This window comes from Amycolatopsis sp. NPDC051045 (genome assembly GCF_040682955.1).
In the GTDB taxonomy this organism is placed as follows: Bacteria; Actinomycetota; Actinomycetes; order Mycobacteriales; family Pseudonocardiaceae; genus Amycolatopsis.
Genome location: NZ_JBFBCC010000029.1, coordinates 47,720 through 71,648 on the forward strand (window position 1 = coordinate 47,720; position 23,929 = coordinate 71,648).

Consider the following 23,929-nt stretch of genomic DNA (forward strand, 5'->3'; position numbering starts at 1 on the left):
AGAGTGTACTTCTAGAGCTTCACTCTAGTTAACCCCGACCCGGAGGATTTCATGCAGACCATCGCCAACACCCGGCAGGCCGACGCCTGGAACGGCTGGGAGGGTGTCCACTGGGCGCAGAACAGCGCCCGCTACAACGCCACCGTCACCGCCTTCACCGACGACCTCTTCCGAAGCGCCGCGATCGCCCCGGACCACCACGTCCTCGACATCGGCTGCGGCACGGGTCAGGTCACGCTGCTGGCGGCACGGCGGGCGGCGGAGGGTCATGTCGTCGGGATCGACCTGTCGGCCCCGATGCTGGCCGTCGCCCGCGCCGACGCGGCGGCCCAGTGCCTGGCCAACGTCCGGTTCGACCAGGGCGACGCGCAGGTCCATCCCTTTCCCGCCGCCGGCTTCGACCTCGCGATCAGCCGTGGCGGGGTGATGTTCTTCGAGGACGCCGTGGCCGCCTTCGCCAATGTCCGGCGAGGACTGCGCCCGGGCGGACGGCTGGTGTTCATGGGCCCGCAGGGCGGTACTCCGGACAGCGCCTACGCCCGCGCCACCACGGCGCTGCGGCCCCTGATGCGCGAGCCGTCGCCCGCGTCGCGGGGGATGGGGTCACTGGTCGACCCGGCCCGGATCCGTGCGGTGCTCGAAGCGGCCGGGTTCACCGGCATCACCCTCGAGCCGGTCACCGCCCCCATGGACTACGGGCGTGACGCCGCCGACGCGGCCGACTTCATCCTCGGCCAGGGACCCGCTCGCAGCAACCTGGCCGGGCTGGACCCGAGCGTCGTCGAACGGACGAGGGAACAGCTGCGGGCGGACCTCGAAGCGTTCGAGACCCCCGAAGGCGTCCGCATTTCCGGCTCGGTCTGGGTGGTCGCCGCCGTCCGCCCCGGACGGTCGGAGGCGGGGTGCTAAGCGCCCGGCAACGGCGGCAGCGCCGGCGTGTACAGCCACCGGCTGAAGAACGGCGCGAGCGACCGCCCCGCGTGCGCCTCCGCCGCGGCCACGAACAGATCCGTCGTGACCAGTCCGTGCCGGTGCTCCTCGGCCCACGACTTCAGCAACGCGAAGAACGCCGGATCGCCGATCTCCACCCGCAAGGCGTGCAGCGTCAGCCCGCCGCGCTTGTAGACCCGCTCGTCGAACATCCGCGCCACCCCGGGGTCGGCGATCCGGACGTCCGCCGGCTTGGCCTTGATGCGCGTGTACCAGCTCCGGGCCAGCGCCGCGGCGGACGGGCCGCCCGATTCCTCCGACCACAGCCACTCGGCGTACGTCGCGAAGCCCTCGTTCATCCAGATGTGCCGCCAGTCGGCCACCGTCAGGCTGTTGCCGAACCACTGGTGGGCCAGCTCGTGCAGCACGAGCCGCTCGTGGGTGCGGCGGCCGTCGACGTGGTTGGCGCCGAAGATCGCCATGCCCTGCGCCTCGATCGGGTCGTCGAGGTCGTCGTCGGTGACGACGATGACGTACTCCCCGAACGGGTAGGCGCCGAACAGCCGCTGCAGGAACTCCATCATCCGGCCCTGCCGCCCGAAGTCGCGGTCGAACATCCGGCGCAGCCGCGGCGGCACGACGGCCCGCTGCGGCACCGTTTCGAAGACCGACTCCACCTGCCCGCTCGCGCGCCCGATCCCGAGGCTCAGCCGGCGCAGCCCGATCCCCGTGTGCGGGAACCAGCCGCGGCCGGTCAGCTCGACCTCGTCGTAGCGGCCGATCTGCACGCTCATCAGGTACGTCGCCGTCGGCTCGGGCCGCTCGTGGACCCACCTCGTCGTGCTGGCCAAAGTGGACCGGTCGACCAGGTTGCCGGTCACCGCGACCAGGTACGGCGACGCCGTCGTCACGCTCACCCGGTAGGTGGCCTTGTCCGACGGGTGGTCGTTGCACGGGAACCACGACGGCGCGCCGACCGGCTGGCTCGCCACCAGCGCGCCGTCGGTCAGCTCGTCCCAGCCGACGTCACCCCAGCGGCTCCCCACCGGGCGCGGGTTGCCGACGTAGTGGACCTCGACGGTGAACTCGGCACCCGCCGGGATCGGCTTCGCCGGCTTGACGTGCAGTTTGGCGCCGCGCTTCAGGTACTTCGCGGGCTTCCCGTCGACCAGCACGCGGTTGATCCGGAACTCGGCGAAGTCGAGGCTGACGCGGGAAAGGGCCTGCGTCGCCTCCGCGGTGATCACCGCCGACGCCGAGAGCCGGTTGGGCGCGACCTTGTAGTCGAGGTTCAGGTCGTAATGCCGGGTCCGGTACCCGCCGTTGCCGTGCGCGGGCAGGTAGGGGTCGCCGGAGGTGTCCGCGCCGGGAGCGGGAGCCTTCGAAATCACCCGTGCGAACCTTTCGTCGTGCGTGCTGGAACCAGGCTCGCACGCACAGGTGAGTCCGGCGCGCCTGGTCCTGCTTTCGTTACTTACCCGGCCACGCGGAGATCGGGTTGCCCAGCCAGCGGGTGTCGGCCGGCACCTCGTCGCCGCGGGTCACCAGCGACCCCGGGCCGACCGTGGTGCGCGCGCCGATGCCGGCGCCGGGCAGCACGATGCCGTGCGGGCCGAGCGTCGCGCCCTCGCCGAGGGTCACCCGCGACATGCTCATGATCCGGTCGTGGAACAGGTGCGTCTGCACGACGCAGCCGCGGTTGATCGTCGCGCCGTCGCCGAGCCGGACGAGGTCGGCCTCGGGCAGCCAGTACGTCTCCAGCCAGACCCCGCGGCCGATCTTGACGCCCATCGTGCGCAACCAGGCGGACAGCAGCGGGGTGCCGCCGATCGAGCCGATCAGCCACGGGACCGCCAGGGTCTCGACGAAGGTGTCGGCCAGCTCGTTGCGCCAGACGAAGGAGCTCCACAGCGGGTGGTCGACTTCGCGGAACTTCCCGACCAGCAGCCATTTCAGCACCGTCGCCGTCAGCGCCGCGACGATCCCGGCGGCCAGCAGCGCGGGCCCCGCGAGCAGTGCGGCGGCACCGAAGCCGAACGCCGACGCCGTCCACAGCAGCCCGAACGCGACCACGACGGTCAGCGCGACGCCGCACATCACCGGGATGATCCGGCACAGCTCGACCAGCGCCCGCGCCGCCTTGAGGTGCAGCGCCGGGGTGTAGGTGCGGCTCGTGTCGGCGTCGCCGACGGCGCGGCGGACCGGCAGCGGCGGCATCCCGAGGTACGACGAGCCCTTCTTGGCCTTCAACGGCGTCGAGGACAGGACGCCGACGAGGCCGCGCTTCGGCACCGAACGGCCCGGCGCGGTCATCCCCGAGTTGCCGAGGAACGCCTGCTTGCCGATCCGGGCCGGGGCGACGTGCAGCCAGCCGTGCCCGAGCTCGTAGGTGGCGACCATGGTGTCGTCGGCCAGGAACGCGCCGCTGTCGACCTTGGTCATCTTCGGCAGCGCGAGCACGGTCGACACCTCGACGTTGCGGCCCACCTTCGCGCCGAGCAGCCGGAGCCACACCGGCGTGAAGAGGCTGGCGTACAACGGGAACAAGCCTTCGCGGGCCATGCTCATCAGGCGCTCGGTCGCCCAGACCTGCCACGCGACGCGACCGTGCACCGGGTGGTAGCCCTCGACCATGCCGATGCTCAGCGACCGGACGCCGATCAGCACGAGCAGCAGGTACGTGCCGAAGTAGGCGATGGTGGCGACCGGGACGAAGATCAGCGCCTGGGTGAACGCCACCGGCAGCGTCGGCGCGCCGGCGATCGCGTAACCCAGCACCGCCACGCCCGGGAGCGCCGCCAGGCCCGGGAGGAAGCCGAGGATGATCGACGTCAGGCCGTAAACGGTCGCCCAGAAGTGCGACCGCGGCGGCCGGCTCGACGGCCACTTCAGCGCGTCGCGCTCGTCCTTGGCCACGCGGGCGGCCGGCGAACCGGCCCAGCGCTGCCCGGCCGGGACGGCGCCGCGGACGGTCGATCCGGCCGCGATCTCCGCGCCCTTGCCGACGCGGACGCCCGGGAAGAGCGTGCTGCGCGCGCCGACGCGGGCCTCGGCGCCGACGCGGACCTTGCCGATGTGCACGACGTCGCCGTCGACCCAGTGGCCGGTCAGGTCGACCTCGGGCTCGATCGCGGCGCCGCGGCCCAGCTTGAGGAAGCCGGTGACCGGCGGCGGCGAGTGCAGGTCGACGTCCTTGCCGATCCGCGCGCCGAGGGCCTTGGCGTAGGTGGTCATCCAGGATGCCCCGGCGACGCTGTCCGCCCCGCTGAACTCAGCGAGCTTCTCGGCCGTCCAGAGTCGCAAGTGGACACTCCCGCCGCGCGGGTAGGTCCCGGGGCGCACGCCAGAGAGCAGCATCCGCGCGCCGCCCGCGGCGATGGCGATCCGGCCCGCCGGGCTGAACAGCACCACCCAGGCCAGGCCGATCCAGGCCCAGCTCAGCGTCGGCGCCCAGGCGAACCCGAGCAGGGACAGGATGTTCGACAGCGCCGCGGCGAGCGTCGCCCAGCGCAGGCCGGCGAGCCCCATCAGCGGGACCGTCAGCAGGGTCTGGATCACCCCGGCCCGGCGCGGCGTCGGCGCGACCTCGCGGCGCTCGGTGGCCTGCCCGCTCAGCGCGTCCAGCATCGCGGCCAGCGCGCCCAGCCTGGGGTAGGCGTAGATGTCGGCGACCGACACCTGCGGGTACCTGGTGCGGATGCGGGCCACCACCTGCGCCGCGGTCAGGCTGCCGCCGCCGTGGGTGAAGAAGTCGGCCTTCGGGGCGTCGACCGACACGCCGAGGATCTCGGCCCAGCCTTCGGCGAGCCACGCCTCGGTCGGGGACAGCCCCGCCGCCTTCACCGTGGACAGCGGCCACGGGAGCGCGTTGCGGTCGACCTTGCCGGAGGTGCGCGTCGGCAGGTCGTCGACGACGGCGAGCAGCGGCACCAGCGCGGCGGGCAGGTGCTCGCGCAGACGAGCCGCGGCCCGGTCCTGGTCGAAGCGCTCCCCGGGTGCGGGTACGACGTACCCGACGAGGACCTGGTTGCCGGCCTTGGTGCGGCGGATCGCGGCGGCCGCGCCCTGCACGCCCGGCAGGGCCTGCAGGGCGGCGTCGACCTCGCCCAGCTCGATGCGGCGGCCGCCGAGCTTGACCTGCTCGTCGAGGCGGCCGAGGAACAGCAGGCCCGCTTCTTCGGCGCGGACCATGTCGCCCGACCGGTAGGCACGCTGCCAGCCCAGCGAGGGCAGCGGCGCGAACTTCTCGGCGTCCTTCGCCGCGTCGAGGTAGCGGGCCAGGCCGACCCCGCCGATGACGAGTTCGCCGGTCTGCCCCATGGCGACCGGCTCGCCCGCGTCGTTGACCACGGCGAGCTGCCAGCCGACCAGGGGCAGGCCGATGCGCACCGGGCCGTCGCCGGTGAGCTGCGCGGCGCACGCGACGACGGTGGCCTCGGTCGGGCCGTAGGTGTTCCAGACTTCGCGGCCTTCGACGGCGACGCGCTCGGCCAGCTCCGGCGGGCAGGCCTCACCGCCGAAGATGAGCAGGCGGACGTCTTCGAGCGCGTCCGCGGGCCACAGCGCGGCCAGCGTCGGCACGGTCGAGACCACCGTGATGCGCTGCGCGACCAGCCACGGACCGAGGTCGACGCCGGTGCGGACCAGGGCGCGGGGCGCCGGGACCAGGCAGGCGCCGTGCCGCCAGGCCAGCCACATCTCTTCGCAGGAGGCGTCGAAGGCGACGCTCAGCCCGGCCAGGACGCGGTCGCCGGGGCCGATCGGCTCGTCGGTGAGGAAGAGGTCGGCCTCGGCGTCGACGAACGCGGCGGCACTCGCGTGGGTGACCGCGACGCCCTTGGGTTTGCCGGTGGAGCCGGAGGTGAAGATGATCCACGCGTCGTCGGCCGGGCCGGGCACGCCCTCGCGGCCGCCGGGCGTGCTGTGGACGTTGATGGCACCGTCGGTGGCCACGGCCGCCACCTGCGCTTCTTCGAAGACCAGCTCGGCGCGCTCGTCCGGGTCGTCGGCGTCGACCGGCACGTACGCGGCGCCGACGGAGAGGGTGGCCAGGATCGCGATGTACAGCTCGGCGGTGCCGGAGGAGATCCGGATGCCGACGCGGTCGCCGAGGCCGACGCCGTAGCTCTTGAGGCGGCGCCCGTAGGCGTCGATCTCCTCGAGGAGCCGGCGGTAGGTCAGGGTGGTGGTGCCGTCGTCGATCGCGGCGGCGTTCGGGTGCCGCTCGGCGGTGGCGGCCAGGACGTCGAGGAGGGTGCGCTCGCCGGCGGCGAGACCGGACCAGAACAGCGCCCGGTCGGCGACCGGGGCGAGGGTGACATCGGCCGCGGCGGGTACAGCAGGCTCTGCGGTCACGGTCATCGGCCACTCACCTCGGCCGTGACGCGGACGTGCAGGGACGAACCACGGGCGCGCAAGCCCACCACTCACCTTTCGGGAGCCTCCACCGGGCTTGCTCTCCGATTGAGGCGCCCGCAACGACCTTTCACCATACCTGCAGGTGAAGGAAAGATATCTCCAGGGTCACGAGGGAGTGTCGGACCTCACGAAGATCGCCGTGACCAGCGTGATCCAGGTCGCATCTCGTGTGATTGAAGCCGTAACTCGCGAGTTCCGGCTTCAATCACACGAGTTACGGCCCCGATCACGCGAGTTACGGCAAAGGGGTCACCGGGATTTGGCGGGCCGGGCCGCTTTTCCGCCGACCTTCGGCTTCGCCTTCTTTTCGCGGACCCGGACATTCACCCGGACGGGGCTGCCGGTGAAGCCGAACTGCTCACGGAACTTGCGCTCGATGAACCGGCGGTAGCCCGCCTCGAGGAAGCCGGTGGTGAACAGCACCAGCGTCGGCGGGCGGATGCCGGCCTGCGTCGCGAACAGCACCTTCGGCTGCTTGCCGGAGCGGACCGGCGGCGGGGTGGCGGCGATCAGGTCGGACAGCCACGCGTTGAGCTGGCCGGTCGGCACCCGCTTGTCCCACGAGGCCAGCGCCGTCCGCAGCGCCGGGGCGATCTTGCGCACCGAACGCCCGGTCAGCGCGGAGACGTTGACCTTCTCCGCCCACGGCACGCGGACCAGGCCGCGCTCCAGCTCGCGGACCATCGCGTGCCGGCGGTCCTCGTCGACCAGGTCCCACTTGTTGAACGCCAGCACGCAGGCGCGGCCGGCCTCGACGACCATGGTCAGCACCCGCAGGTCCTGCTCCGAGATCGGCTCGCCCGCGTCCAGCAGCACGATCGCGACCTCGGCCGCGTCGATCGCGGTCTTGGTGCGCAGCGAGGCGTAGTACTCGGCGCCGGCGGCGAAGTTGACGCGCTTGCGCAGGCCCGCCGTGTCGACGAACCGCCAGGTCTCGCCGTCCAGCTCGACCAGCGAGTCGACCGGGTCGACCGTGGTGCCGGCCACCGAGTCGACGACCGAGCGCTCCTCGCCGGACAGCTTGTTGAGCAGGCTCGACTTGCCGACGTTCGGCTTGCCGACCAGCGCGACGCGCCGCGGGCCCGACGTCACGGCGCCGCCTTCGCGCGGCGACTCGGGCAGGGCCTTGAGGATCGCGTCGAGCAGGTCGCCGGAGCTGCGGCCGTGCAGCGCGCTGACCGGGTGCGGCTCACCGAGGCCGAGCGACCACAGCGACGCGGTGTCCGCGAGCAGCCGGTCGTCGTCGACCTTGTTCGCGGCCAGCAGCACCGGTTTCTTCGACCGGCGCAGCACCTTCGAAACGGCCTCGTCGGTCGCCGTCGCGCCGACCGAGGCGTCGATCACCAGCAGCACCGCGTCCGCGGTCTGCATGGCCAGCTCGGCCTGGGCGGCGACGGAGGCCTGCAGCCCGGTCGCGTCCGGCTCCCAGCCGCCCGTGTCGACCAGGGTGAACTTGCGCCCGCCCCAGTAGGCGTCGTAGGCGACGCGGTCGCGGGTCACGCCCGGCACGTCCTGCACGACGGCTTCGCGGCGGCCGAGGATGCGGTTGACCAGCGTCGACTTGCCCACGTTGGGCCGGCCGACGACGGCGAGCACCGGCTGCGCGAGCGCAGCCTCCTCGGCCGCTTCCGCCGCCTCGATCTGCGCGTCGAACGCGGCGAACTCGGTCTCGTCGGACCAGGTGCCGTCGACTTCGCCGGCGCTGTCCAGCTCCGCCGACGTACTCGTTCCCGCGGAAGTGGAATCAAACTCAGCCATCACTACCCAATTTCCCTTATGGCGAGCCGAAACCGTTTTCGGAACGCCAATCGTCCAAAGTCTTCACGAGCGCCGCGAGCTCACCGCGCAGCTCTTCGGTGCCCTGGTCGAGCCCGGTCTTCCCGGGGCCGACCTTCGGCGAGAACGGCTCCCCCACGAGGATGTCCACGCGCGGGCGCCAGCGCCGCTTGCCGTCGGCGGGTTTGCGCGTGCCCCGCGTCGCGACCGGGAGCACGGTCGCGCCGGAGGCCCGGACCAGCCAGGCCGCGCCGCGTTCGGCCGCGCCGACGTCCCCGGCACCGCGGGTGCCCTCGGGAAAGATCCCGACGACACCGCCGTCCTTCAGGACACCGGCCGCGGTCATCAGCGGTCGGCGGTCGATCTCGCCGCGCTTGAGCGGGATCTGCCCGATCGCCACCAGGAACTTCCCGACGATCCCGGTGAACATCTCGGCCTTGACCAGGAACGCCGAACGCCGCGGAAGCATTCCGAAGATCAGTTGCGGTTCGATCATGGAGCTGTGGTTGGCGATCACCAGCACCGGCCCGGTGGCGGGCATGCGCTCGCGGCCGTGCACACGGATGCGGAAGGCCGAACGCAGATGGTACCGGGCGAAGACCCGCCCGGCGTCGTGGAGTGCGCCGACGGAGCCTTCCGGCAGCCCACTGGCCGCTTTCGGGGGGTCCAGGGGGGCTTGCCCTCCGGCTGGGGTCTGGGGGTCGGGCCCAGGGGACCCAGCTTTCATCGAGCTACCTCGGCGTTGCACCCCGCCAGCAAGCCGCGGTGGCTGGCGAGCTCGCTGAGCGCGACGATCACCTGGTCGATGGACAGTTCCGACGTGTCCACGTGGACGGCGTCGTCGGCGGCGCGCAGGGGCGAGGCGGCGCGGGTCGAGTCGAGGTGGTCGCGGCGCTCGACGCTCGCCAAAGCATCGGCGACCGACGACTGCCGCCCGGCCGCGGTGTCCTGGGTGCTGCGCCGTGACGCGCGGACGTCGGCGGACGCGGTCAGGAAGACCTTGAGCGGCGAGTCCGGCACGACGACGGTGCCGATGTCCCGGCCCTCGACGACGATCCCGCCGCGGTGCGCCACGACGTCGTCGATGATCTGCCGCTGCCGCGCGACCAGCAGCTCACGCACGTGCGGCACGGCCGAGACGGGCGAGACGGCCTTGGTGACCTCGGGTCCCCGGATGTCGGCGGCGACGTCGGCCCCGGCGAGCCTGATCTCCGGCCGGTCGGGGCTGGTGCCGATGCCGAATTCGGCCCCGTCGGCGACGGTGGCGACAGCGGTCGCGTCGGCCGGGTCGACGCCGGCGCGCAACACGGCGAGAGTGACCATCCGGTACATGGCGCCGGTGTCGAGGTAGCCGGCCCCGAGCCGCTGGGCGAGCTTGCGGGCGACGGTGGTCTTCCCGGTCCCCGACGGGCCGTCCAGCGCGACCACACCTCGTAGGGCTCCCGTCACCGGCGTTCTCCTCGCGTTCTCGTCCCGTTCTGGCCGGACCCCATTCTGCCGGTCGGGCCGCGGAGGAGATCAGTCGGCCCGGGCGCCGAAGCGGGCGACCACCAGCGCGAGGCGCTCGTCACGGTGCGCCGGTGACAGGCGGCGGCCGCGGTCCAGGGTCACCAGACCGTGCAGCGTGCTCCAGAACACCTCGGTCAGCGCGCCCGCGTCCTGCTTCCCCGCCACCGGCTCGATGACCGCGAAGAGCTCCGCGAAGCACGCCTTCATCACCTCCGGGGTGTCGTCCTGGGCGAACGGCAACTCCGAGGCGAGCGTGAACATCGCGTCGTAGAGCGCGGGTTTGGTCTCGGCGAAGCCCGCATAGGCCCCCGCCACCCCGGCCAGGCCGCCGGTGCGACCCGCCGCGAGTGTCGAGGCCAGCTCGGCGAAGCCTTCCAGGGCAGCTGCCGCCATGATCGCGTCCTTGCCGCCCGGGAAGTGGCTGTACAGGACCGGCTGGCTGTACTCGATCAGCGCCGCGAGCCGCCGGGTGGTGACCGCCTCCCAGCCTTCCGCCTCGGCGAGTTCCCGCGCCGCCGCGACGATCCGCTCTCCACGCTCGGTCCGGTCGCGCACACGCCGTTGTCGCTGGGTCATGCCGCCGACCCTAGCACCGCTAGACAAACTAGCGCTGCTAGTCTAGCGTCGCTAGCAATCCTAGCGATGCTAGAAAACTGGAGGGAACACCATGCTCGTCACCGGCTACATCCTCGTCGCGATCGTCGCGCTCGGGATCATCTACATCGGCCTCAGCTACCTCTTCGCGCCGGCGAAGATCGCCGCGGGCTTCGGCTTCACCGAAGTCCCCGAAAACGCCACCGGCTTCTTGAACGTCAAGGGCGGCCGCGACGTCGGGGCCGGTCTCGTCCCGCTGGCCCTGATCATCTACGGCGACCCGCACGCGCTGGGCTGGGTCATCCTCGTCGCGGCCGTCTGGCCCGTCTTCGACATGCTGATCATCCTGCGCCACCGGGGGAAGAAGGCCATCGCCTTCGGAGTCCACGGCCTGACCGCCGCCGTGATGGTCGTCGCGGGCCTGCTCCTGCTGCTCGGCTGAAATCCCGCGAATCGGACACCTGGGTTACCGTGGTTGGGTGAACGTCGAAGTAACTCCTCTGCCCGGCATCGGGGTCCGCAAGGACTTCGCCACCCGTACCGGTCGCCGCATCGGCGTCGTCACCCAGCGGGACGGTCACATCGAGCTGATCGTGTCCAAAGCCGACGACGCCGATGCCTGCGCCGCCTCGATCCCGCTGACCGCGGACGAGGCGGGTGCGCTGGCCAACCTGCTCGGCGCGCCGCAGCTGGTCGCGCAGCTCACCGAGGAGCACCGGGACCTGCCGGGGATCAGCACGCGGCAGCTGCCGATCATGCCGTCCGGCCCGTTCGACGGCCGGACGCTCGGCGACACCGCGATGCGCACCCGCACCGGCGTCTCGGTGGTCGCGGTGGCGCGGGCCGGGCAGGTGCACCCGTCGCCTACGCCGGACTTCACGTTCACCGGGGGCGACCTGCTGGTCGCGGTGGGCACGAGCGAGGGTCTCGAAGCCGCCGCCAAGATCCTCAAGTACGGCTGAGCGGCCCGATGGACCACACCGCACTGTCCCTGATCGAACTGGGGGCGGTCTTCTTCGTGCTGGGCGTGCTCGGGCGGCTGGCGGGGAAGATCGGTCTCTCCCCCATCCCGCTCTACCTGCTCGGCGGCCTCTGCTTCGGCTCCGGCGGCCTGATCCCGCTGACCGACATCGGTGGCTTCACGCACCTGGCCGGCGAAATCGGCGTCGTGCTGCTGCTCCTGCTGCTCGGCCTCGAGTACTCCGCGGCCGAGCTGTTCACCGGGCTGCGCCGCTCGTGGACGGCCGGCCTGCTCGACATCGTCCTCAACGCCGTCCCCGGCGCGGCCGTGGCACTGCTGCTGGGCTGGGGCCCGGTCGGCGCGATGGTGATGGCGGGCGTCACGTACATCTCGTCGTCCGGGATCGTCGCCAAGGTGCTCGGCGACCTGGGCCGGCTCGGCAACCGCGAGACACCGGTGGTGCTCTCGATCGTCGTGTTCGAAGACCTCGCGATGGCGCTCTACCTGCCGATCCTCACCGCGGTGCTGGGCGGCGTCTCCCTGCTCGGCGGTCTGGAGGCCGTCGGCATCTCGCTGCTGGTGATCACCGTGGTGCTGGTGATCGCGCTGAAGTTCGGCCGGTACGTCTCGGCCGCGGTGGACAGCCCGGACCGCGAAGTGTTCCTGCTCAAGGTGCTCGGCGCGGCCCTGCTGGTCGCCGGGCTGGCGTCGGCGATGCAGGTGTCGGCCGCGGTCGGGGCGTTCCTGCTCGGCATCGCGATCTCGGGCTCGACGGCGGAGAACGCGACGCGCATGCTGGAACCGCTGCGGGACCTGTTCGCCGCGGTGTTCTTCGTGGTCTTCGGGCTCAACACGAACCCGGCGTCGATCCCGCCGGTGCTCGGCTGGGCCGTGGTCCTCGCGGTGGTCACGACGCTGACGAAGGTCGGCACCGGCTGGTGGGCGGCGCGCCGCCAGGGCATCGGGAAGATGGGCCGGGCCCGGGCGGGCGCGGCACTGGTGGCGAGAGGCGAGTTCTCGATCGTCATCGCCGGGCTGGCGGTCACGGCGGGCGCCGTGGTCGGCGAGCTGGCGGCCCTGGCGACGGCGTACGTCCTGCTGATGGCGATCCTCGGCCCGACGGCGGCCCGGGTCGTCGAGCCGATCGCCCGCGCCCTGCAACGCAAGTCGGCCACGAAGACCGCCCCGGCCGAGGCGAACTAACGCAGGTCCGCCCGGCCCGCCGACGGCACGAACGCGCCGCCGTCGAGGACCGGGTGGGTCGTCGCGGCCGGCACCACACCCGCCAGCGGGACCGACGCCGAGGTCCGGGCCAGGTCCAGCGTCACCCGGCCCGGCTGGGCGGGCCCGCGGATGAAGCTGCCGTCCGTGCCGCCGATGATCAGCGCCAGCGCGTGGCCGCGGGGCACGACGTGGTCCGTCGACGCCAGCCGGAACGTCATCGTGTACGCCGTGCCGGGCACCAGGGGCCGTTCCTGGGACAGGGAAGCGTAGTTCGCCAGGTCGGCCCAGCCGCGGCTGAGGATCGTGTAGTTCACCTTCTTCACGTCCGCCGACGCGATCCGGTAGCAGGCGTCGTCACCCGCGGCCGACGAGCCCCAGCAGTTCTCCGCCGTCCCCGTCTTGATGCCCTCGCCGCTCCCGGCGAAGTTGCGGATCGTCGCCGCGCCGAGGTCCACCAGCAGCGGGGACACCCGGGCCGACGACGTGCTCGGCGTGGCCGTCACCGTCACCGAAGAGGTCCCCGAAACCTGCAGGTCGGACGCCAGGACACCGGTCGAGTAGGTCAGCGCGGCGCTGCCCGGGTTCGTCACCCAGGTGTCCTCGCCGACGCCCGGGGTGTCGGTGAACGACGCCGTCCCGGACCCCGCGGCGGTGCCGAGGCGGCCGGGAGCGTGCGGCCGCAGCGTCGTCGCGACCGCGTTCGCCGCCGGGTACCGGCTCTGGTCGGCCCACTGGTCCGGCTGCCGCTCGAGGCTGGCCATCGGGCCGTTCTGGACGCCGTTGTCGAAGCCCAGCAGGTAGTGGTCGAACCACCGGTGCAGCAGGTCCACCCAGTCCGCCCGCCGGTAGTCGAACGGGTCGACGTGCCCGGTCTGCGCCAGCCAGATCTTCTTCTCGACGGCCAGCGCGTCCCACCACTGTCCGAAGTGGATAGTCTTGACGTTGAGGTCGTTGACGCCGTGGGACAGCAGCACGCTCGCCCGCACATTGCGCGCGGCGGTGACGTAGTTCCGCTCCGCCCACAGCGGCCCGTAGTCGCCGTTCGCCGTCGCGCCCTGCCGGAGGAGCTGGTTCTGCGCCGAGCAGTCCTGCCCGCTGTTGCGGTCCTCGACGGTCTGCGCGAGCCCCACCGGGCTGGAGCCGAAGGTCGCGCCGTCGGAGCGGTAGTAGTCGTACCAGGAGCTGATCGCCGCGATCGGGACGATGGTCTTCAGCCCGGCGACGCCGGTCGCGGCGACACCGTTGGCGATCGTGCCGTCGTAGGACTTGCCGATCATCCCGACGTTCCCGGTGGTCCAGCCGGCGCTCACCGCGCTGCCGCCGGTCTTCGCGGTGTAGCCGGTGGCCCGGCCGTTCAGCCAGTCGACGACCTTGCGGGCCGAGTCGACGTCCGAAGCGCCGCCGACGTCCGTGCAGCCGGCCGAGCGGTTCGTCCCGGCCAGGTCGACCAGCACCACGGCGTAGCCGCGCGGCACGAAGTAGTTGTCGTAGAACAGCGGGAACTTCACCGGTTTCCCGGTGCTGTCGTAGCTCTTCAGCTCACTCTCGTTGCCGCGCCCGCAGCACGAGTAGTACGGACTGGCGTCCATGATCACCGGCACGCCCGAGGTCGCCTCGGACGGGCGCACGATGTCGGCGGCGACGCGGTCGGAGCGCCCGTCGCCGTCGCCGTCGCGGCCGATGTCGACCCAGACGGTTTCGCGGATCGCCTTCGCGTAGTCGTAGACCGGTTCGCTGGCCCGGGGCGCCGCGTGCGCCGCCCCGGGCGTGAACGTCGAGAAGAGGATGAGCGCGAGCAGTACCAGACCGGATCGCATGCGACCACGCTGGCAGGGCCGGGCTCCGCCGCGCCACGGCGGAAAGTCGGGACCTACAGCTCCACGTTGCGGTAGAGCGCGCCGACCTCGCCCTTGGTCAGCCGCCGGATCGAGCCGACGCGCTGGTTGCCGAGCTGGACGTCGCCGACCGCGGTGCGGACCAGCTTGAGCACCGGGTGCCCGGTGTCCTTGAGCAGGCGGCGCACGATGTGCTTCTTGCCCTCGTGGATCACCAGCTCCACCAGCGACTTGCCGGAGTGCATGTCCTTGACCCGGAACTGGTCGACCTTGACGATGCCGTCCGGCAGCTCCCAGCCCTTGCGCAGCTCCTTGCCGAGCCCGCGCGGCACGAGGCCGTCGACCTCGGCGAGGTAGGTCTTGAGCACCTGGTAGGACGGGTGCATCAGCCGGTGCCCGAGGTCGCCGTCGTTGGTCAGCAGCAGCAGGCCCTCGGTGTTCTCGTCGAGCCGGCCGACGTGCACGACGCCGGGCGTCTCCTCGTAGCGGCCCTTCAAGTAGTCGCCGACGCAGGGGCGGCCACGGTCGTCCGACATCGTCGAGTGCACGCCCTTGGGCTTGTTCAGGGCGAGGTAGATCAGGTCGTCGCGGAGGTTCACGCGGGTGCCGTCGACGTGGATGATCGCGGCGTCCGGGTCGACGCGGCGGCCCAGCTCGGTGACGACCTCGCCGTTCACCTCGACCCGGCCGGCGACGATCAGGTCTTCCGCCGCGCGCCGGGAGGCGACCCCGGCCTGCGACAGCACCTTCTGCAGCCGGACGCCGTCGGGGTGTTCACTGGATGTCATCGATGGTGTCCACTTCGGGTAGCAACGGAGCGATGGGGGGCAGGTCGTTCAGTGACGAAAGCCCCAGTCGCTCCAGGAACAGCTCGGTCGTCACGTACAGCGTCCCGGTCGTGTCGGGGTCGGTCCCCATCTCTTCGATGAGGCCGCGCGCGAGCAGCGTCCGGATCACGCCGTCCACGTTCACGCCGCGCACCGCGGCGACCCTGGCACGGGTCACCGGCTGCCGGTACGCGATCACGGCGAGGCTCTCCAGCGCGGCCCTGGTCAGCTTCGACCGCTGGCCGTCCAGCAGGAGCTTCTCCACGAACGGGGCATAGACGTCCCTAGTGTAGAACCGCCACCCTTCGCCGACGCGCCGCAGGTCGATCCCGGAGGACCGGTCGGTGAACTTCTGCGCCATGGTGCGCAGGGCGACGACGATCCGCGACTTGGGCTGGCCGAGGGTTTCGGCGAGCAGTTCTTCGCCCGCGGGCGAGTCGACGATGAGCAGAAGCGCTTCGAGAGCGGCTTCGAGGGCCTCATCGGAGGTGAGGTCCGGCGTGGAGTCGGCATCACCGGCGGCGACCAGGTCGGAGTCGGGCGCGGCCGGGTCCGGCAGGGGTTCGGCCGGGCCGCCGGCTGCGGCGTCGGTCGGCTCGGCAGGAGCTACCTCGGCAGGTGCCTCCTCGGCACGAGCCTCCTCAGCGGGTGTCTCCGCAGCGGGAGCCTCCTCGGCCGAGGCCACCTCGGCACGAGCCTCCTCGGCGGGTGTCTCCTCGGCAGGAGCCTCCTCGGCCGAGGCCACCTCGGCACGAGCCTCCTCAGCGGGTGTCTCCGCAGCGGGAGCCTCCTCGGCCGAGGCCACCTCGGCACGAGCCTCCTCGGCGGGTGTCTCCTCGGCAGGAGCCTCCTCGGCCGAGGCCACCTCGGCACGAGCCTCCTCGGCAGGAGCTACCTCGGCAGGAGCCTCCTCAACCGAAGCCTCCTCGGCCAGCGGTTCCTCCAGCTCACCGTCCTCGGTGACCGGCTCGCCCGACAGGGCCTCGTCCAGGGCCAGCTCCACCGCGGCTTCGGCAGGCTCGCCCACCGGCGGCACCGGCGGCTCGATCGGCTCGTTGTCTTCGGGACTCACCCGTACTCCTCTTCGTCTCCGGCGGCGCGGTCCAGCTCGGCCGCCACGGAGGCTTCGGCCTTCGAGCCGCCCGTCCAGCGGACGTGCAGCTCGGCCAGCGCTTCGGTCTGCTCGAACTGGACCGTCGCCTCGCGGTAGAGCTCCAGCAGCGCCAGGAACCGCGCCACGATCTCCACCGTGTGCTCGCAGTCGTCGACCAGCTCGCCGAACGTCGCCTGGCCGCGTTCGGCCAGCATCACCCGCAGCAGCGCCGCGTGCTCGCGCACCGAGACGCGGCCCATGTGGAGGTGGGCGATCGACACCGTCGGCGGCGGCTTCGGCCGGAACACCGTCACCGCGATGTCCGCGAACTTCTGCGGCGTCACGCCCAGCATCACCTCGGGCAGCAGCCCGACGAACCGTTCCTCCAGCGCCACCGACCGCGGGTAGCGCCGCAGCGCCCCCTGCTCCAGCTCGCCGAACAGCGCCGCCACCTGCTTGTACGCGCGGTACTGCAGGATCCGCGCGAACAGCAGGTCGCGGGCTTCGAGCAGGGCGAGGTCGTCCTCGTTCTCCACCTCGGCCGACGGCAGCAGCCGCGCCGCCTTGAGGTCGAGCAGGGTCGCCGCGATGACCAGGAACTCGGTCGTCTCGTCGAGGTTCCAGTCGCTGCCCAGCGCCCGCGTGTAGGCGAGGAAGTCGTCGGTGACCGTGTGCAGCGCCACCTCGGTGACGTCGAGCTGGTGCTGCGAGATCAGCTGCAGCAGCAGGTCGAACGGCCCCTCGAAGTTGGCCAGCCGCACCTTGAACTTCGACGTGCTCAGTTCCTCGGTGTTCACCCCTTCGGGGATCATCCCGCCGTGCACCGTCTGGTGCGGCTCGGGGGCCTGCTCGACCGGCTCCGGCGGCACTGCGGCCGAGGCCGATGCCGGCTCGTCCATCAGCCCTCGGTTTCGCCGCCGTCTGAGCCGACCACCCGCAGCCGCTGCACCAGCACCGATTCCTCGCCGTTCTGGTCGAAGTCGGCCAGCAGCACGGCCACCGCCTCGCGGACCAGCCGGCCGCGGTCGACGACCAGGTCGTGCTTGGCGCGCAGCGTCAGCCGGGCCTGCTCCATGGCCAGGAGCTCGTCGCCGGAGACGTAGACGGTGATCTTCGCGTCGTGCTTGGTCCGGCCGGACCCGTGCGGGGCCACGCCGCCGCTGCGGGCGAGCTGCTCCTTGCGGCCGTTGCCCGCGGGCTTGCCGTTGCCGTTTTCGGCGGGTTCGGCGGGCGGCGCGGGCGGCGCCTGGGGAGGGAGATCGAGGGCGGGACTGGAGGTGATGCGGAAGAGTTCCGACGCACCGGGCAGGGAGGCGCGCCTGCTCACCGAGCGATCACCTCGCGGGCCAGCTGACGGTACGCCGCCGCGCCGGCCGACTTGGGCGCCCAGGTCGTGATCGGCTCACCCACGACCGTCGTCTCGGGGAACCGCACCGTGCGGTTGATGACCGTGTCGAACACGGTCTCGCCGAATGCCTCGACCACGCGAGCCATGACCTCCTTCGAGTGCAGGGTTCTCGGGTCGTACATGGTGGCGAGAATCCCGACTATGTCCAGTTTGGGGTTGAGGCGTTCCTGCACCTTCTCGATCGTGTCGATCAGGAGCGCTACGCCTCGGAGACTGAAGAACTCGCACTCCAGCGGGATGATCACGCCGTCCGCGGCGGTCAGCGCGTTCACCGTGAGCAAGCCGAGCGAGGGCTGGCAGTCGACAAGAACATAGTCGTAGTCGTTGATGACCGGACGAAGGACCCGTAACAACGTGTGCTCGCGCCCTACCTCGGCGACGAGCTGGACCTCCGCCGCGGACAGGTCGATGTTGCTCGGCAGCAGGTCAACGCCGTCGACGCGGGTTTTCAGCAGCACGTCGGTGGCGCTGACGGCCCGCTCCATGATGGCGTTGTAGACCGTCTGGTCCAATTCGTGTGGCTGGATGCCGAGACCGACGGCGAGCGCGCCCTGCGGGTCGAAATCGACGAGCAGCACCTTGCGGCCGTACTCGGCGAGGGCGGCGCCCAAGTTGATGGTCGACGTCGTCTTGCCGACGCCGCCCTTCTGGTTGCACATCGCCATGATCTTGGCCGGGCCGTGTTTGTCCAGCGGCGCAGGATCGGGGTGCTCGCGAATCGGGCGGCCGGTCGGGCCGATGCCCTCGAGCTTCACCTTTTTGCCGTTGCGCTCTCTCGGATCGTCGCCCTCGTGGCGGGCCGGGGTGGCGATGGTGACCTGGCTGAGGTTCGCCGCCGCCGACCCGGCGGACTCGGCCGGGTCGGCCGGCTGGTTCGGTGTCGACATGGCGCGAAAGCTCCTTATTCGGCGAAGTCCCCGGCAGCCTATGTCCGGAGTCGGAGCCCCGGCAAAGCAACGCGCCGGACCCGAGGGGGCAATGTCACTCGACCGTCGGTGCAGGCTGGGAAGGCCCTTCGCCGTCTATAGGGCCGTCTAGCCCAACGCCCGCGGGTGCGCGGTCGCGTAGACCTCGCGCAGCGTGTTGACCGTGACCAGCGTGTACACCTGCGTCGTCGTCACCGACGCGTGGCCGAGGAGTTCTTGGACGACCCGGACATCGGCGCCGCCTTCGAGCAGGTGCGTGGCGAAGGAGTGGCGGAGCGTGTGCGGCGAGACGACGGCGGTGATGCCCGCCCGTTCGGCGGTGTCCTTGAGGACCTGCCACGCGCTTTGCCGCGACAGCCGGCTGCCGCGGGCGTTGAGGAACAGCGCCGCCGTGCCCCGGCCGCGGGCGGCGAGCGCCGGGCGGGCGCGGACGGTGTAGGCGTGCAGCGCCGCGAGTGCGGGACGGCCGATCGGCACCAGCCGCTGCTTGCCGCCCTTGCCGTCGAGCAGCACGGTCCGCTCGGTGTCGTCGACGTCGTCTACGTCCAGGCCGACCGCCTCGGAGATCCGGGCTCCGGTTGAGTAGAGCAGTTCCAGCAGTGCCCGGTCGCGCAGCGGGCGCTCGCCGTCCGGGGACGGGGTCTCCAGCAGCCGCAGCACGTCGTCGACCGGCAGCGCCTTGGGCAGCCGCTTCGCCGGCGTCGGCGGCCGGACTTCGCGGGCCGGGTTGTGCTCGGTGAGTCCTTCGGCGTGCGCGAACTTGTGCAGGCCCCGCACGGCGACCAGGGCACGGGCGGCCGACGACGCGGCGAGCGGCTGGTGCTCGTCGTCGCCCTCCCGCAGGGCGGCGCCGAAGGCCGTGATGTGCGTCGAGGTGACGTCGGCGATCTTCGCGACGCCCAGGCCGTCCAGGTGCGCGGCGTACCGGCGCAGGTCGCGGGCGTAGCTGTCCAGGGTGTTGCGTGCGGTCCCGCGTTCGACGACCAGGTGGTCGAGGTAGGCGGCGATCACGTCGGCCGTGCTGTGCGGGCTGGAGGCCACGCCGCCACCTTAGGCCGCCCGGCACTCGTGACCCGGGAGAAACCCCGTTGGCGTCCGGACGCGGTTACCGTGGATCCATGGGGTCCGACGAGCTCCGCATCGGGACGGCCGAGCGCGAGGAAGCGGCGAGGCTGCTCGCCGATCACTTCGGCATGGGCCGCATCACGCCGGACGAGTACGAGACCAGGGTGACGGACGCCTACGCCGCGACCACCCTGGGCGACCTGCGGCCGCTGTTCCGCGACCTGCCGCAGCCGCACCCGGGGTTCTTCGGGCCGCCGCCGACGCCGGCACCGATGCCGATGCCCCTGTACGCGCCACCCCCGGTGCCCGCGCCGATGCCGTACGCGCCGTCCATGCCCGTGCCGTACTCACCCCGGTCGAAGACGGTGGCGGGGGTCCTGCAGATCGTGCTGCCCTTCGGCGCCGGCCGGTTCTACACGGGCCAGATCGGCCTCGGCCTGCTGCAGCTGTTCGTCTGCATGATCACCCTCGGCGCCGGCACGATCTGGCCGATCATCGACGGCATCGTGCTCCTCGCCAACGGCGGCATGGACGCCGAAGGCCGCCCCCTGCGCCCCTGAAAGCCGTGAATGCCACCTTCAGGGACTTGGCGTCCCTGAAGGTGGCATTCACGGACTTCGGTCAGGACTCCTTGCGGTTGGCGAACGCCGTCGGGCGGTCCTCCCACGGGGCGTCCGCCGGACGCGGCTCGGCCACGCCGGTGACCACCGCGTGCGCGGCCAGGACCCCGGACACCGTGGCGCCGTTCACCAGCTCGCCCGCCAGGGCCATCCGCACCGCCTCGGCGAGCGGGAACTTGCGGATGACGAGGTCCGCCTCCTCCTCGCCGAGCACCTCGCGGTCCACATCGGACAGTCCACGGGCCAGGAAGACCCGCACGACCTCGTCGGTGAAGCCGGGCGACGCCGCGACGTCGACCAGCGTCACCCAGTCCGCAGCGGCCAGGCCGACCTCTTCGACGAGTTCCCGGCGAGCCGTGCCCACCGGGTCCTCGCCGAGGTGGTCGATCAGGCCGGCGGGCAGCTCCCACAGCCGCTTCCCGAGCGGGTGCCGGTACTGGTGGATCAGCGTGACCTGGTCCTGCTCGTCCAGTGCGACGATCGCCACCGCACCCAGGTGCTCGATCACCTCGCGGGTCGCGGTGTCCCCGCCCGGCATCACGACCTCGTCGATGCGCAGGCCGACGACGCGTCCGATGTGGACGTCACGGCTGGCCGCGACGCTGAACTCGTGCTCGCCCGGCGCGGTCATCGGGCGGCCACCGGGGCTTCGGGCAGCTCGACCGGCAGCCGTTCGGCGACCTTGCGGTCCACCACGGCCTTGACGAACGCGCTGAACAGCGGGTGCGGCCGGGTCGGGCGGCTCTTCAGCTCGGGGTGCGCCTGGGTGCCGACGAAGAACGGGTGCACGTCGGCGGGCAGCTCGACGAACTCGACCAGGCGGTCGTCCGGCGAGGTGCCCGAGAACACCAGCCCCGCGTCCGAGAGCTGCTTGCGGTAGGCGTTGTTGACCTCGTAGCGGTGCCGGTGCCGCTCGGAGACCTCGGTGCTGCCGTAGGCCCTGGCGACCTGCGAACCCGGCTTGAGCTTCGCCGGGTAGGCGCCGAGCCGCATGGTGCCGCCCATGTCCCGCTCCCCCGCGACGACGTCGCGCTGGTCGGCCATCGTCGAGATCACCGGGTGCTTGGTGTTCTCGTCGAACTCCGACGAGCCGGCGTCCTCGATGCCGGCCAGGTGCCGGGCGGCCTCGATGACCATGCACTGCAGGCCGAGGCACAGGCCGAGCAGCGGGACGCCGCGGGTACGGGCGTACTCGATCGCGCCGACCTTGCCCTCGATGCCGCGGATGCCGAACCCGCCCGGGATCAGCACACCGTCCACACCGGACAGCACGGAGGCGGCGCCGGACGCGGTCTGCGCGTCGTCGGAGGCGACCCAGACGATCTCGACCTTGGCGCGGTGGGCGAAGCCGCCCGCGCGCAGGGCCTCGGTGACCGACAGGTAGGCGTCCGGCAGGTCGATGTACTTGCCGACGACGGCCACCCGGACGGTCTCGCTCGGGTTGTGCACCCGGTCGAGCAGGTCGCCCCACACCGTCCAGTCGACGTCGCGGAACGGCAGCCCGAGGCGGCGGACCACGTAGGCGTCGAGCGCCTCGCGGTGCAGCACCTTCGGGATGTCGTAGATGGACCGCGCGTCCGGGCAGGCGATGACGGCCTCGGTGTCGACGTCGCACATCAGGCCGATCTTGCGCTTGAGGTCCTCCGGGATCTCCCGGTCGGCCCGGCAGACCAGCGCGTCGGGCTGGATGCCGATGTTGCGCAACGCGGCGACCGAGTGCTGGGTCGGCTTCGTCTTGAGCTCGCCCGACGGCGCCAGGTACGGCACCAGCGAGACGTGCAGGAAGAAGCACTGGTCGCGGCCGACGTCGTGGCGGACCTGGCGGCAGGCCTCCAGGAACGGCAGGGACTCGATGTCGCCGACCGTGCCACCGACCTCGGTGATCACGACGTCCGGCGACTGGCCGTTCTCGTCGGGCTCGGCCGCGGCGGTGATCCGGGCCTTGATCTCGTCGGTGATGTGCGGGATGACCTGCACGGTGTCGCCGAGGTATTCGCCGCGGCGCTCCTTGGCGATCACTTCCGAGTAGACCTGGCCGGTGGTGACGTTGGCCTTGCCGTCGAGGTCGCGGTCGAGGAACCGCTCGTAGTGCCCGATGTCGAGGTCGGTCTCGGCGCCGTCGTCGGTGACGAACACCTCACCGTGCTGGAACGGGTTCATCGTCCCGGGGTCGACGTTGAGGTATGGATCGAGCTTCTGCATCGTGACGCGAAGCCCGCGTGCGGTAAGGAGCTGACCCAGGCTCGAAGCCGTGAGTCCCTTACCCAGAGAGGAGGCAACGCCTCCGGTGACAAAGACGTACTTGGTTGCCCGTGACTGAAGTCCCACGGGCCGCCAGCATATCCCACGCCCGGAGATCCGCGCGCTGCGCCTCACCCGGCGCGCCGGATATGACCCGCGCCACCCGCACGGGTGAGGTCAGGCGGCGGCCTTCGCCCGCCGCAGCCGGGGCCTCCCGGTGAGCGCGCGGCTACCGGGCAGCCGCCGCAGCACCTCGACGATCAGGACCGTGAGGACGATCGTGCCCAGGTAGATCACCACGCTGAGCCACGGCGCGCCGAAGTGCTCCGCCACCACCGGGATCACCGGCCCGAGCAGCGCCAGGGCGAGCGGGTGCACGAGGAAGATGCTGAACGACCGGTTCGCCGCCCACGACACCACGCGGGCCCCGCGGCTGCCTTCGCGGCGGCGCGCCGCCCACCGCGTGGCGAACGCGTAGATCGCCGCGATGACGGTGAGGAACCACGGGATCAGGTACGGCTGGAACGGGTCGCTGGCCACCTGCGGGAAAGTTCCACTGTGGACAGTACGGAGGTAGTACCACTCGGTGCCGGCCAGGACGGCGACGAACGCGCCGCCCAGCAGCAGCCGGTGCCGCCCGGCCCAGGCGTGCACGGTCTCGAAGTGCATGGCCACCACGGCGCCGAACAGCGTGTAGAACTGGTACGGCAGGATCGTGCCGTACAGGTGGGTGATCGTCTCGTAGCTCACGCCGAGCGGCTGGTAGGTCATGAACAGCGTCACGCCGACCTGCACCAGCCCGCTGCCGAGCAGCAGCCACCGGTGCTTGCCCTCGGTCGCCCGCAGGAGCTTCATCAGCACCGGGAAGAGCAGGTAGACCTGCATCGTCACGAGCAGGAAGTACAGGTGGTACCAGGCGCCGCCGGTGACGAGGTCCGCGAGCAGCAGGCGCATCGACGCCTCGAGCGAACCCGGCTGCTGCCCGCCGGTCACCAGCGAGTACGCCCAGAAGAACATCGACCACGCCAGGTAGGGCGTCGCAACCAGCGGGAGCCGCCGTCGCCAGAAGTCGCCGGCGGTGAACTCGCGGCGGCGGTTCTGGAACACCAGGACGAAGCCGGTGAGCGCGAAGAACGCCTCGCGGGTGAAGTGCAGCGGCGTCTCGACGGCGTTGGCGCCGACGTCCTGCGCGAAGTTCGTCGCGCCCACCACGTGGATGAGGATGACGCAGGCGAACGTGATCAACCGGAACAGGTCGATCTGGTGGAGGTACGGCGCTTTGCCGCCCGGTCTCGCGTCGCGGGCGGGGGCTTCGAGCGTGGCCTGGGCGGTCGTCATCGTGCCGCCGATCCGGCACCGTCGTCGGCGTGGTTCACGTTGTCAGACTTGCCACCCATTCTGTGAATTTCCCATGAAGCCACTGGGAACCGCCTGTTGGCCGGGGCCTCCCGGGCTGTTGGATATGCCACTTCCGCTCAGGGAGCGAGGCCCCGCCGATCATG

Annotated in this window: 21 protein-coding genes; 5 read left to right on the top strand and 16 right to left on the bottom strand. The window is 71.6% G+C overall.

Features of this window, described 5'->3' with window-relative positions; all coding sequences use genetic code 11:
• Positions 1-51 precede the first annotated feature (51 nt).
• Positions 52-909: a methyltransferase domain-containing protein gene (locus AB0M80_RS39085; protein ID WP_364575029.1), complete on the top strand. Its 858-nt coding sequence runs from the start codon at positions 52-54 to the stop codon at positions 907-909.
• Here the strand turns inward: AB0M80_RS39085 and AB0M80_RS39090 are convergent.
• The 6 genes from AB0M80_RS39090 to AB0M80_RS39115 all read right to left on the bottom strand — a co-directional run bounded on the left by AB0M80_RS39090 (position 906) and on the right by AB0M80_RS39115 (position 10,188).
• On the bottom strand, positions 906-2,321 hold the full coding sequence (locus AB0M80_RS39090; RefSeq protein WP_364575031.1) for a M1 family metallopeptidase: 1,416 nt from the start codon (positions 2,319-2,321) through the stop codon (positions 906-908). The genes AB0M80_RS39085 and AB0M80_RS39090 overlap by 4 nt on opposite strands.
• 79 nt (positions 2,322-2,400) lie before the next feature.
• Positions 2,401-6,291, bottom strand: a complete 3,891-nt coding sequence (locus AB0M80_RS39095) for a Pls/PosA family non-ribosomal peptide synthetase (RefSeq protein ID WP_364575033.1) — start codon at positions 6,289-6,291, stop codon at positions 2,401-2,403.
• Between the two features lie 306 nt (positions 6,292-6,597).
• A complete protein-coding gene (der, locus tag AB0M80_RS39100) occupies positions 6,598-8,106 on the bottom strand; it encodes a ribosome biogenesis GTPase Der (protein ID WP_364575035.1) in 1,509 nt (502 codons plus the stop codon).
• A 16-nt stretch (positions 8,107-8,122) separates the two neighbouring features.
• Positions 8,123-8,794, bottom strand: coding sequence for a lysophospholipid acyltransferase family protein (locus AB0M80_RS39105; protein ID WP_364575081.1), 672 nt, complete (start codon positions 8,792-8,794; stop codon positions 8,123-8,125).
• Between the two features lie 53 nt (positions 8,795-8,847).
• Positions 8,848-9,552, bottom strand: a complete 705-nt coding sequence (cmk, locus tag AB0M80_RS39110; RefSeq protein WP_364575083.1) for a (d)CMP kinase — start codon at positions 9,550-9,552, stop codon at positions 8,848-8,850.
• A gap of 90 nt (positions 9,553-9,642) precedes the next feature.
• Positions 9,643-10,188, bottom strand: a complete 546-nt coding sequence (locus AB0M80_RS39115) for a TetR-like C-terminal domain-containing protein (protein ID WP_364575084.1) — start codon at positions 10,186-10,188, stop codon at positions 9,643-9,645.
• 112 nt (positions 10,189-10,300) lie between these two features.
• Between AB0M80_RS39115 and AB0M80_RS39120 the strand changes: the two genes are divergently transcribed.
• Genes AB0M80_RS39120 through AB0M80_RS39130 form a run of 3 tightly spaced genes read left to right on the top strand, consistent with a single transcriptional unit; the run spans position 10,301 to position 12,391 of the window.
• Positions 10,301-10,669: a DUF4267 domain-containing protein gene (locus tag AB0M80_RS39120; RefSeq protein WP_364575037.1), complete on the top strand. Its 369-nt coding sequence runs from the start codon at positions 10,301-10,303 to the stop codon at positions 10,667-10,669.
• Positions 10,670-10,706: 37 nt separating this feature from the next.
• Positions 10,707-11,189, top strand: coding sequence for a TrkA C-terminal domain-containing protein (locus AB0M80_RS39125; RefSeq protein WP_364575039.1), 483 nt, complete (start codon positions 10,707-10,709; stop codon positions 11,187-11,189).
• Positions 11,190-11,197: 8 nt separating this feature from the next.
• Positions 11,198-12,391, top strand: a complete 1,194-nt coding sequence (locus AB0M80_RS39130; protein WP_364575041.1) for a cation:proton antiporter — start codon at positions 11,198-11,200, stop codon at positions 12,389-12,391.
• Here AB0M80_RS39130 and AB0M80_RS39135 read toward each other — a convergent pair.
• The 7 genes from AB0M80_RS39135 to xerD all read right to left on the bottom strand — a co-directional run bounded on the left by AB0M80_RS39135 (position 12,388) and on the right by xerD (position 19,512).
• A complete protein-coding gene (locus AB0M80_RS39135; RefSeq protein WP_364575042.1) occupies positions 12,388-14,229 on the bottom strand; it encodes a Xaa-Pro dipeptidyl-peptidase in 1,842 nt (613 codons plus the stop codon). The genes AB0M80_RS39130 and AB0M80_RS39135 overlap by 4 nt on opposite strands.
• 53 nt (positions 14,230-14,282) lie before the next feature.
• Entirely contained in the window at positions 14,283-15,035 is a 753-nt protein-coding gene (locus AB0M80_RS39140; protein WP_364575044.1) for a pseudouridine synthase, read from the bottom strand.
• The gene (gene scpB, locus AB0M80_RS39145; RefSeq protein WP_364575086.1) at positions 15,022-15,879 is read right to left on the bottom strand and encodes an SMC-Scp complex subunit ScpB; all 858 of its coding nucleotides are present in this window, start codon (positions 15,877-15,879) and stop codon (positions 15,022-15,024) included. The genes AB0M80_RS39140 and scpB overlap by 14 nt, the downstream gene beginning before the upstream one ends.
• A gap of 263 nt (positions 15,880-16,142) precedes the next feature.
• Positions 16,143-17,066, bottom strand: coding sequence for a segregation/condensation protein A (locus AB0M80_RS39150; RefSeq protein ID WP_364575046.1), 924 nt, complete (start codon positions 17,064-17,066; stop codon positions 16,143-16,145).
• Positions 17,066-17,494, bottom strand: a complete 429-nt coding sequence (locus AB0M80_RS39155; protein WP_364575048.1) for a cobyrinic acid a,c-diamide synthase — start codon at positions 17,492-17,494, stop codon at positions 17,066-17,068. Before AB0M80_RS39155 ends, AB0M80_RS39150 begins: the two co-directional genes overlap by 1 nt.
• Positions 17,491-18,462 (bottom strand): ParA family protein, encoded by a 972-nt coding sequence (locus tag AB0M80_RS39160; protein ID WP_364575050.1) that lies wholly within the window; start codon positions 18,460-18,462, stop codon positions 17,491-17,493. The genes AB0M80_RS39155 and AB0M80_RS39160 overlap by 4 nt, the downstream gene beginning before the upstream one ends.
• 147 nt (positions 18,463-18,609) lie before the next feature.
• Positions 18,610-19,512, bottom strand: coding sequence for a site-specific tyrosine recombinase XerD (gene xerD / locus AB0M80_RS39165; RefSeq protein WP_364575088.1), 903 nt, complete (start codon positions 19,510-19,512; stop codon positions 18,610-18,612).
• 107 nt (positions 19,513-19,619) lie between these two features.
• Here xerD and AB0M80_RS39170 point away from each other — a divergent pair, with 107 nt between their 5' ends.
• Positions 19,620-20,126, top strand: coding sequence for a DUF1707 domain-containing protein (locus AB0M80_RS39170; RefSeq protein ID WP_364575052.1), 507 nt, complete (start codon positions 19,620-19,622; stop codon positions 20,124-20,126).
• 61 nt (positions 20,127-20,187) lie between these two features.
• On the opposite strand, the gene AB0M80_RS39175 is transcribed toward AB0M80_RS39170, so the two are convergent.
• The 3 genes from AB0M80_RS39175 to AB0M80_RS39185 form a co-directional block, all read right to left on the bottom strand.
• The gene (locus AB0M80_RS39175) at positions 20,188-20,817 is read right to left on the bottom strand and encodes an NUDIX hydrolase (protein ID WP_364575053.1); all 630 of its coding nucleotides are present in this window, start codon (positions 20,815-20,817) and stop codon (positions 20,188-20,190) included.
• Positions 20,814-22,514, bottom strand: a complete 1,701-nt coding sequence (locus AB0M80_RS39180) for a CTP synthase (protein WP_364575054.1) — start codon at positions 22,512-22,514, stop codon at positions 20,814-20,816. The genes AB0M80_RS39175 and AB0M80_RS39180 overlap by 4 nt, the downstream gene beginning before the upstream one ends.
• Before the next feature lie 90 nt (positions 22,515-22,604).
• A complete protein-coding gene (locus tag AB0M80_RS39185) occupies positions 22,605-23,765 on the bottom strand; it encodes an acyltransferase (RefSeq protein ID WP_364575056.1) in 1,161 nt (386 codons plus the stop codon).
• Positions 23,766-23,929: the final 164 nt, after the last annotated feature.

What these genes read in the sequence shown, in the direction of transcription:
- AB0M80_RS39085 (WP_364575029.1), top strand. Translation starts at nt 52, where the DNA reads ATGCAGACCATCGCCAACACCCGGCAGGCCGACGCCTGGAACGGCTGG.
- AB0M80_RS39095 (WP_364575033.1), bottom strand. Translation starts at nt 6,291, where the DNA reads ATGACCGTGACCGCAGAGCCTGCTGTACCCGCCGCGGCCGATGTCACC.
- der (WP_364575035.1), bottom strand. Translation starts at nt 8,106, where the DNA reads ATGGCTGAGTTTGATTCCACTTCCGCGGGAACGAGTACGTCGGCGGAG.
- AB0M80_RS39120 (WP_364575037.1), top strand. Translation starts at nt 10,301, where the DNA reads ATGCTCGTCACCGGCTACATCCTCGTCGCGATCGTCGCGCTCGGGATC.
- AB0M80_RS39130 (WP_364575041.1), top strand. Translation starts at nt 11,198, where the DNA reads ATGGACCACACCGCACTGTCCCTGATCGAACTGGGGGCGGTCTTCTTC.
- AB0M80_RS39135 (WP_364575042.1), bottom strand. Translation starts at nt 14,229, where the DNA reads ATGCGATCCGGTCTGGTACTGCTCGCGCTCATCCTCTTCTCGACGTTC.
- AB0M80_RS39140 (WP_364575044.1), bottom strand. Translation starts at nt 15,035, where the DNA reads ATGACATCCAGTGAACACCCCGACGGCGTCCGGCTGCAGAAGGTGCTG.
- AB0M80_RS39150 (WP_364575046.1), bottom strand. Translation starts at nt 17,066, where the DNA reads ATGGACGAGCCGGCATCGGCCTCGGCCGCAGTGCCGCCGGAGCCGGTC.
- AB0M80_RS39160 (WP_364575050.1), bottom strand. Translation starts at nt 18,462, where the DNA reads ATGTCGACACCGAACCAGCCGGCCGACCCGGCCGAGTCCGCCGGGTCG.
- AB0M80_RS39170 (WP_364575052.1), top strand. Translation starts at nt 19,620, where the DNA reads ATGGGGTCCGACGAGCTCCGCATCGGGACGGCCGAGCGCGAGGAAGCG.
- AB0M80_RS39175 (WP_364575053.1), bottom strand. Translation starts at nt 20,817, where the DNA reads ATGACCGCGCCGGGCGAGCACGAGTTCAGCGTCGCGGCCAGCCGTGAC.
- AB0M80_RS39185 (WP_364575056.1), bottom strand. Translation starts at nt 23,765, where the DNA reads ATGACGACCGCCCAGGCCACGCTCGAAGCCCCCGCCCGCGACGCGAGA.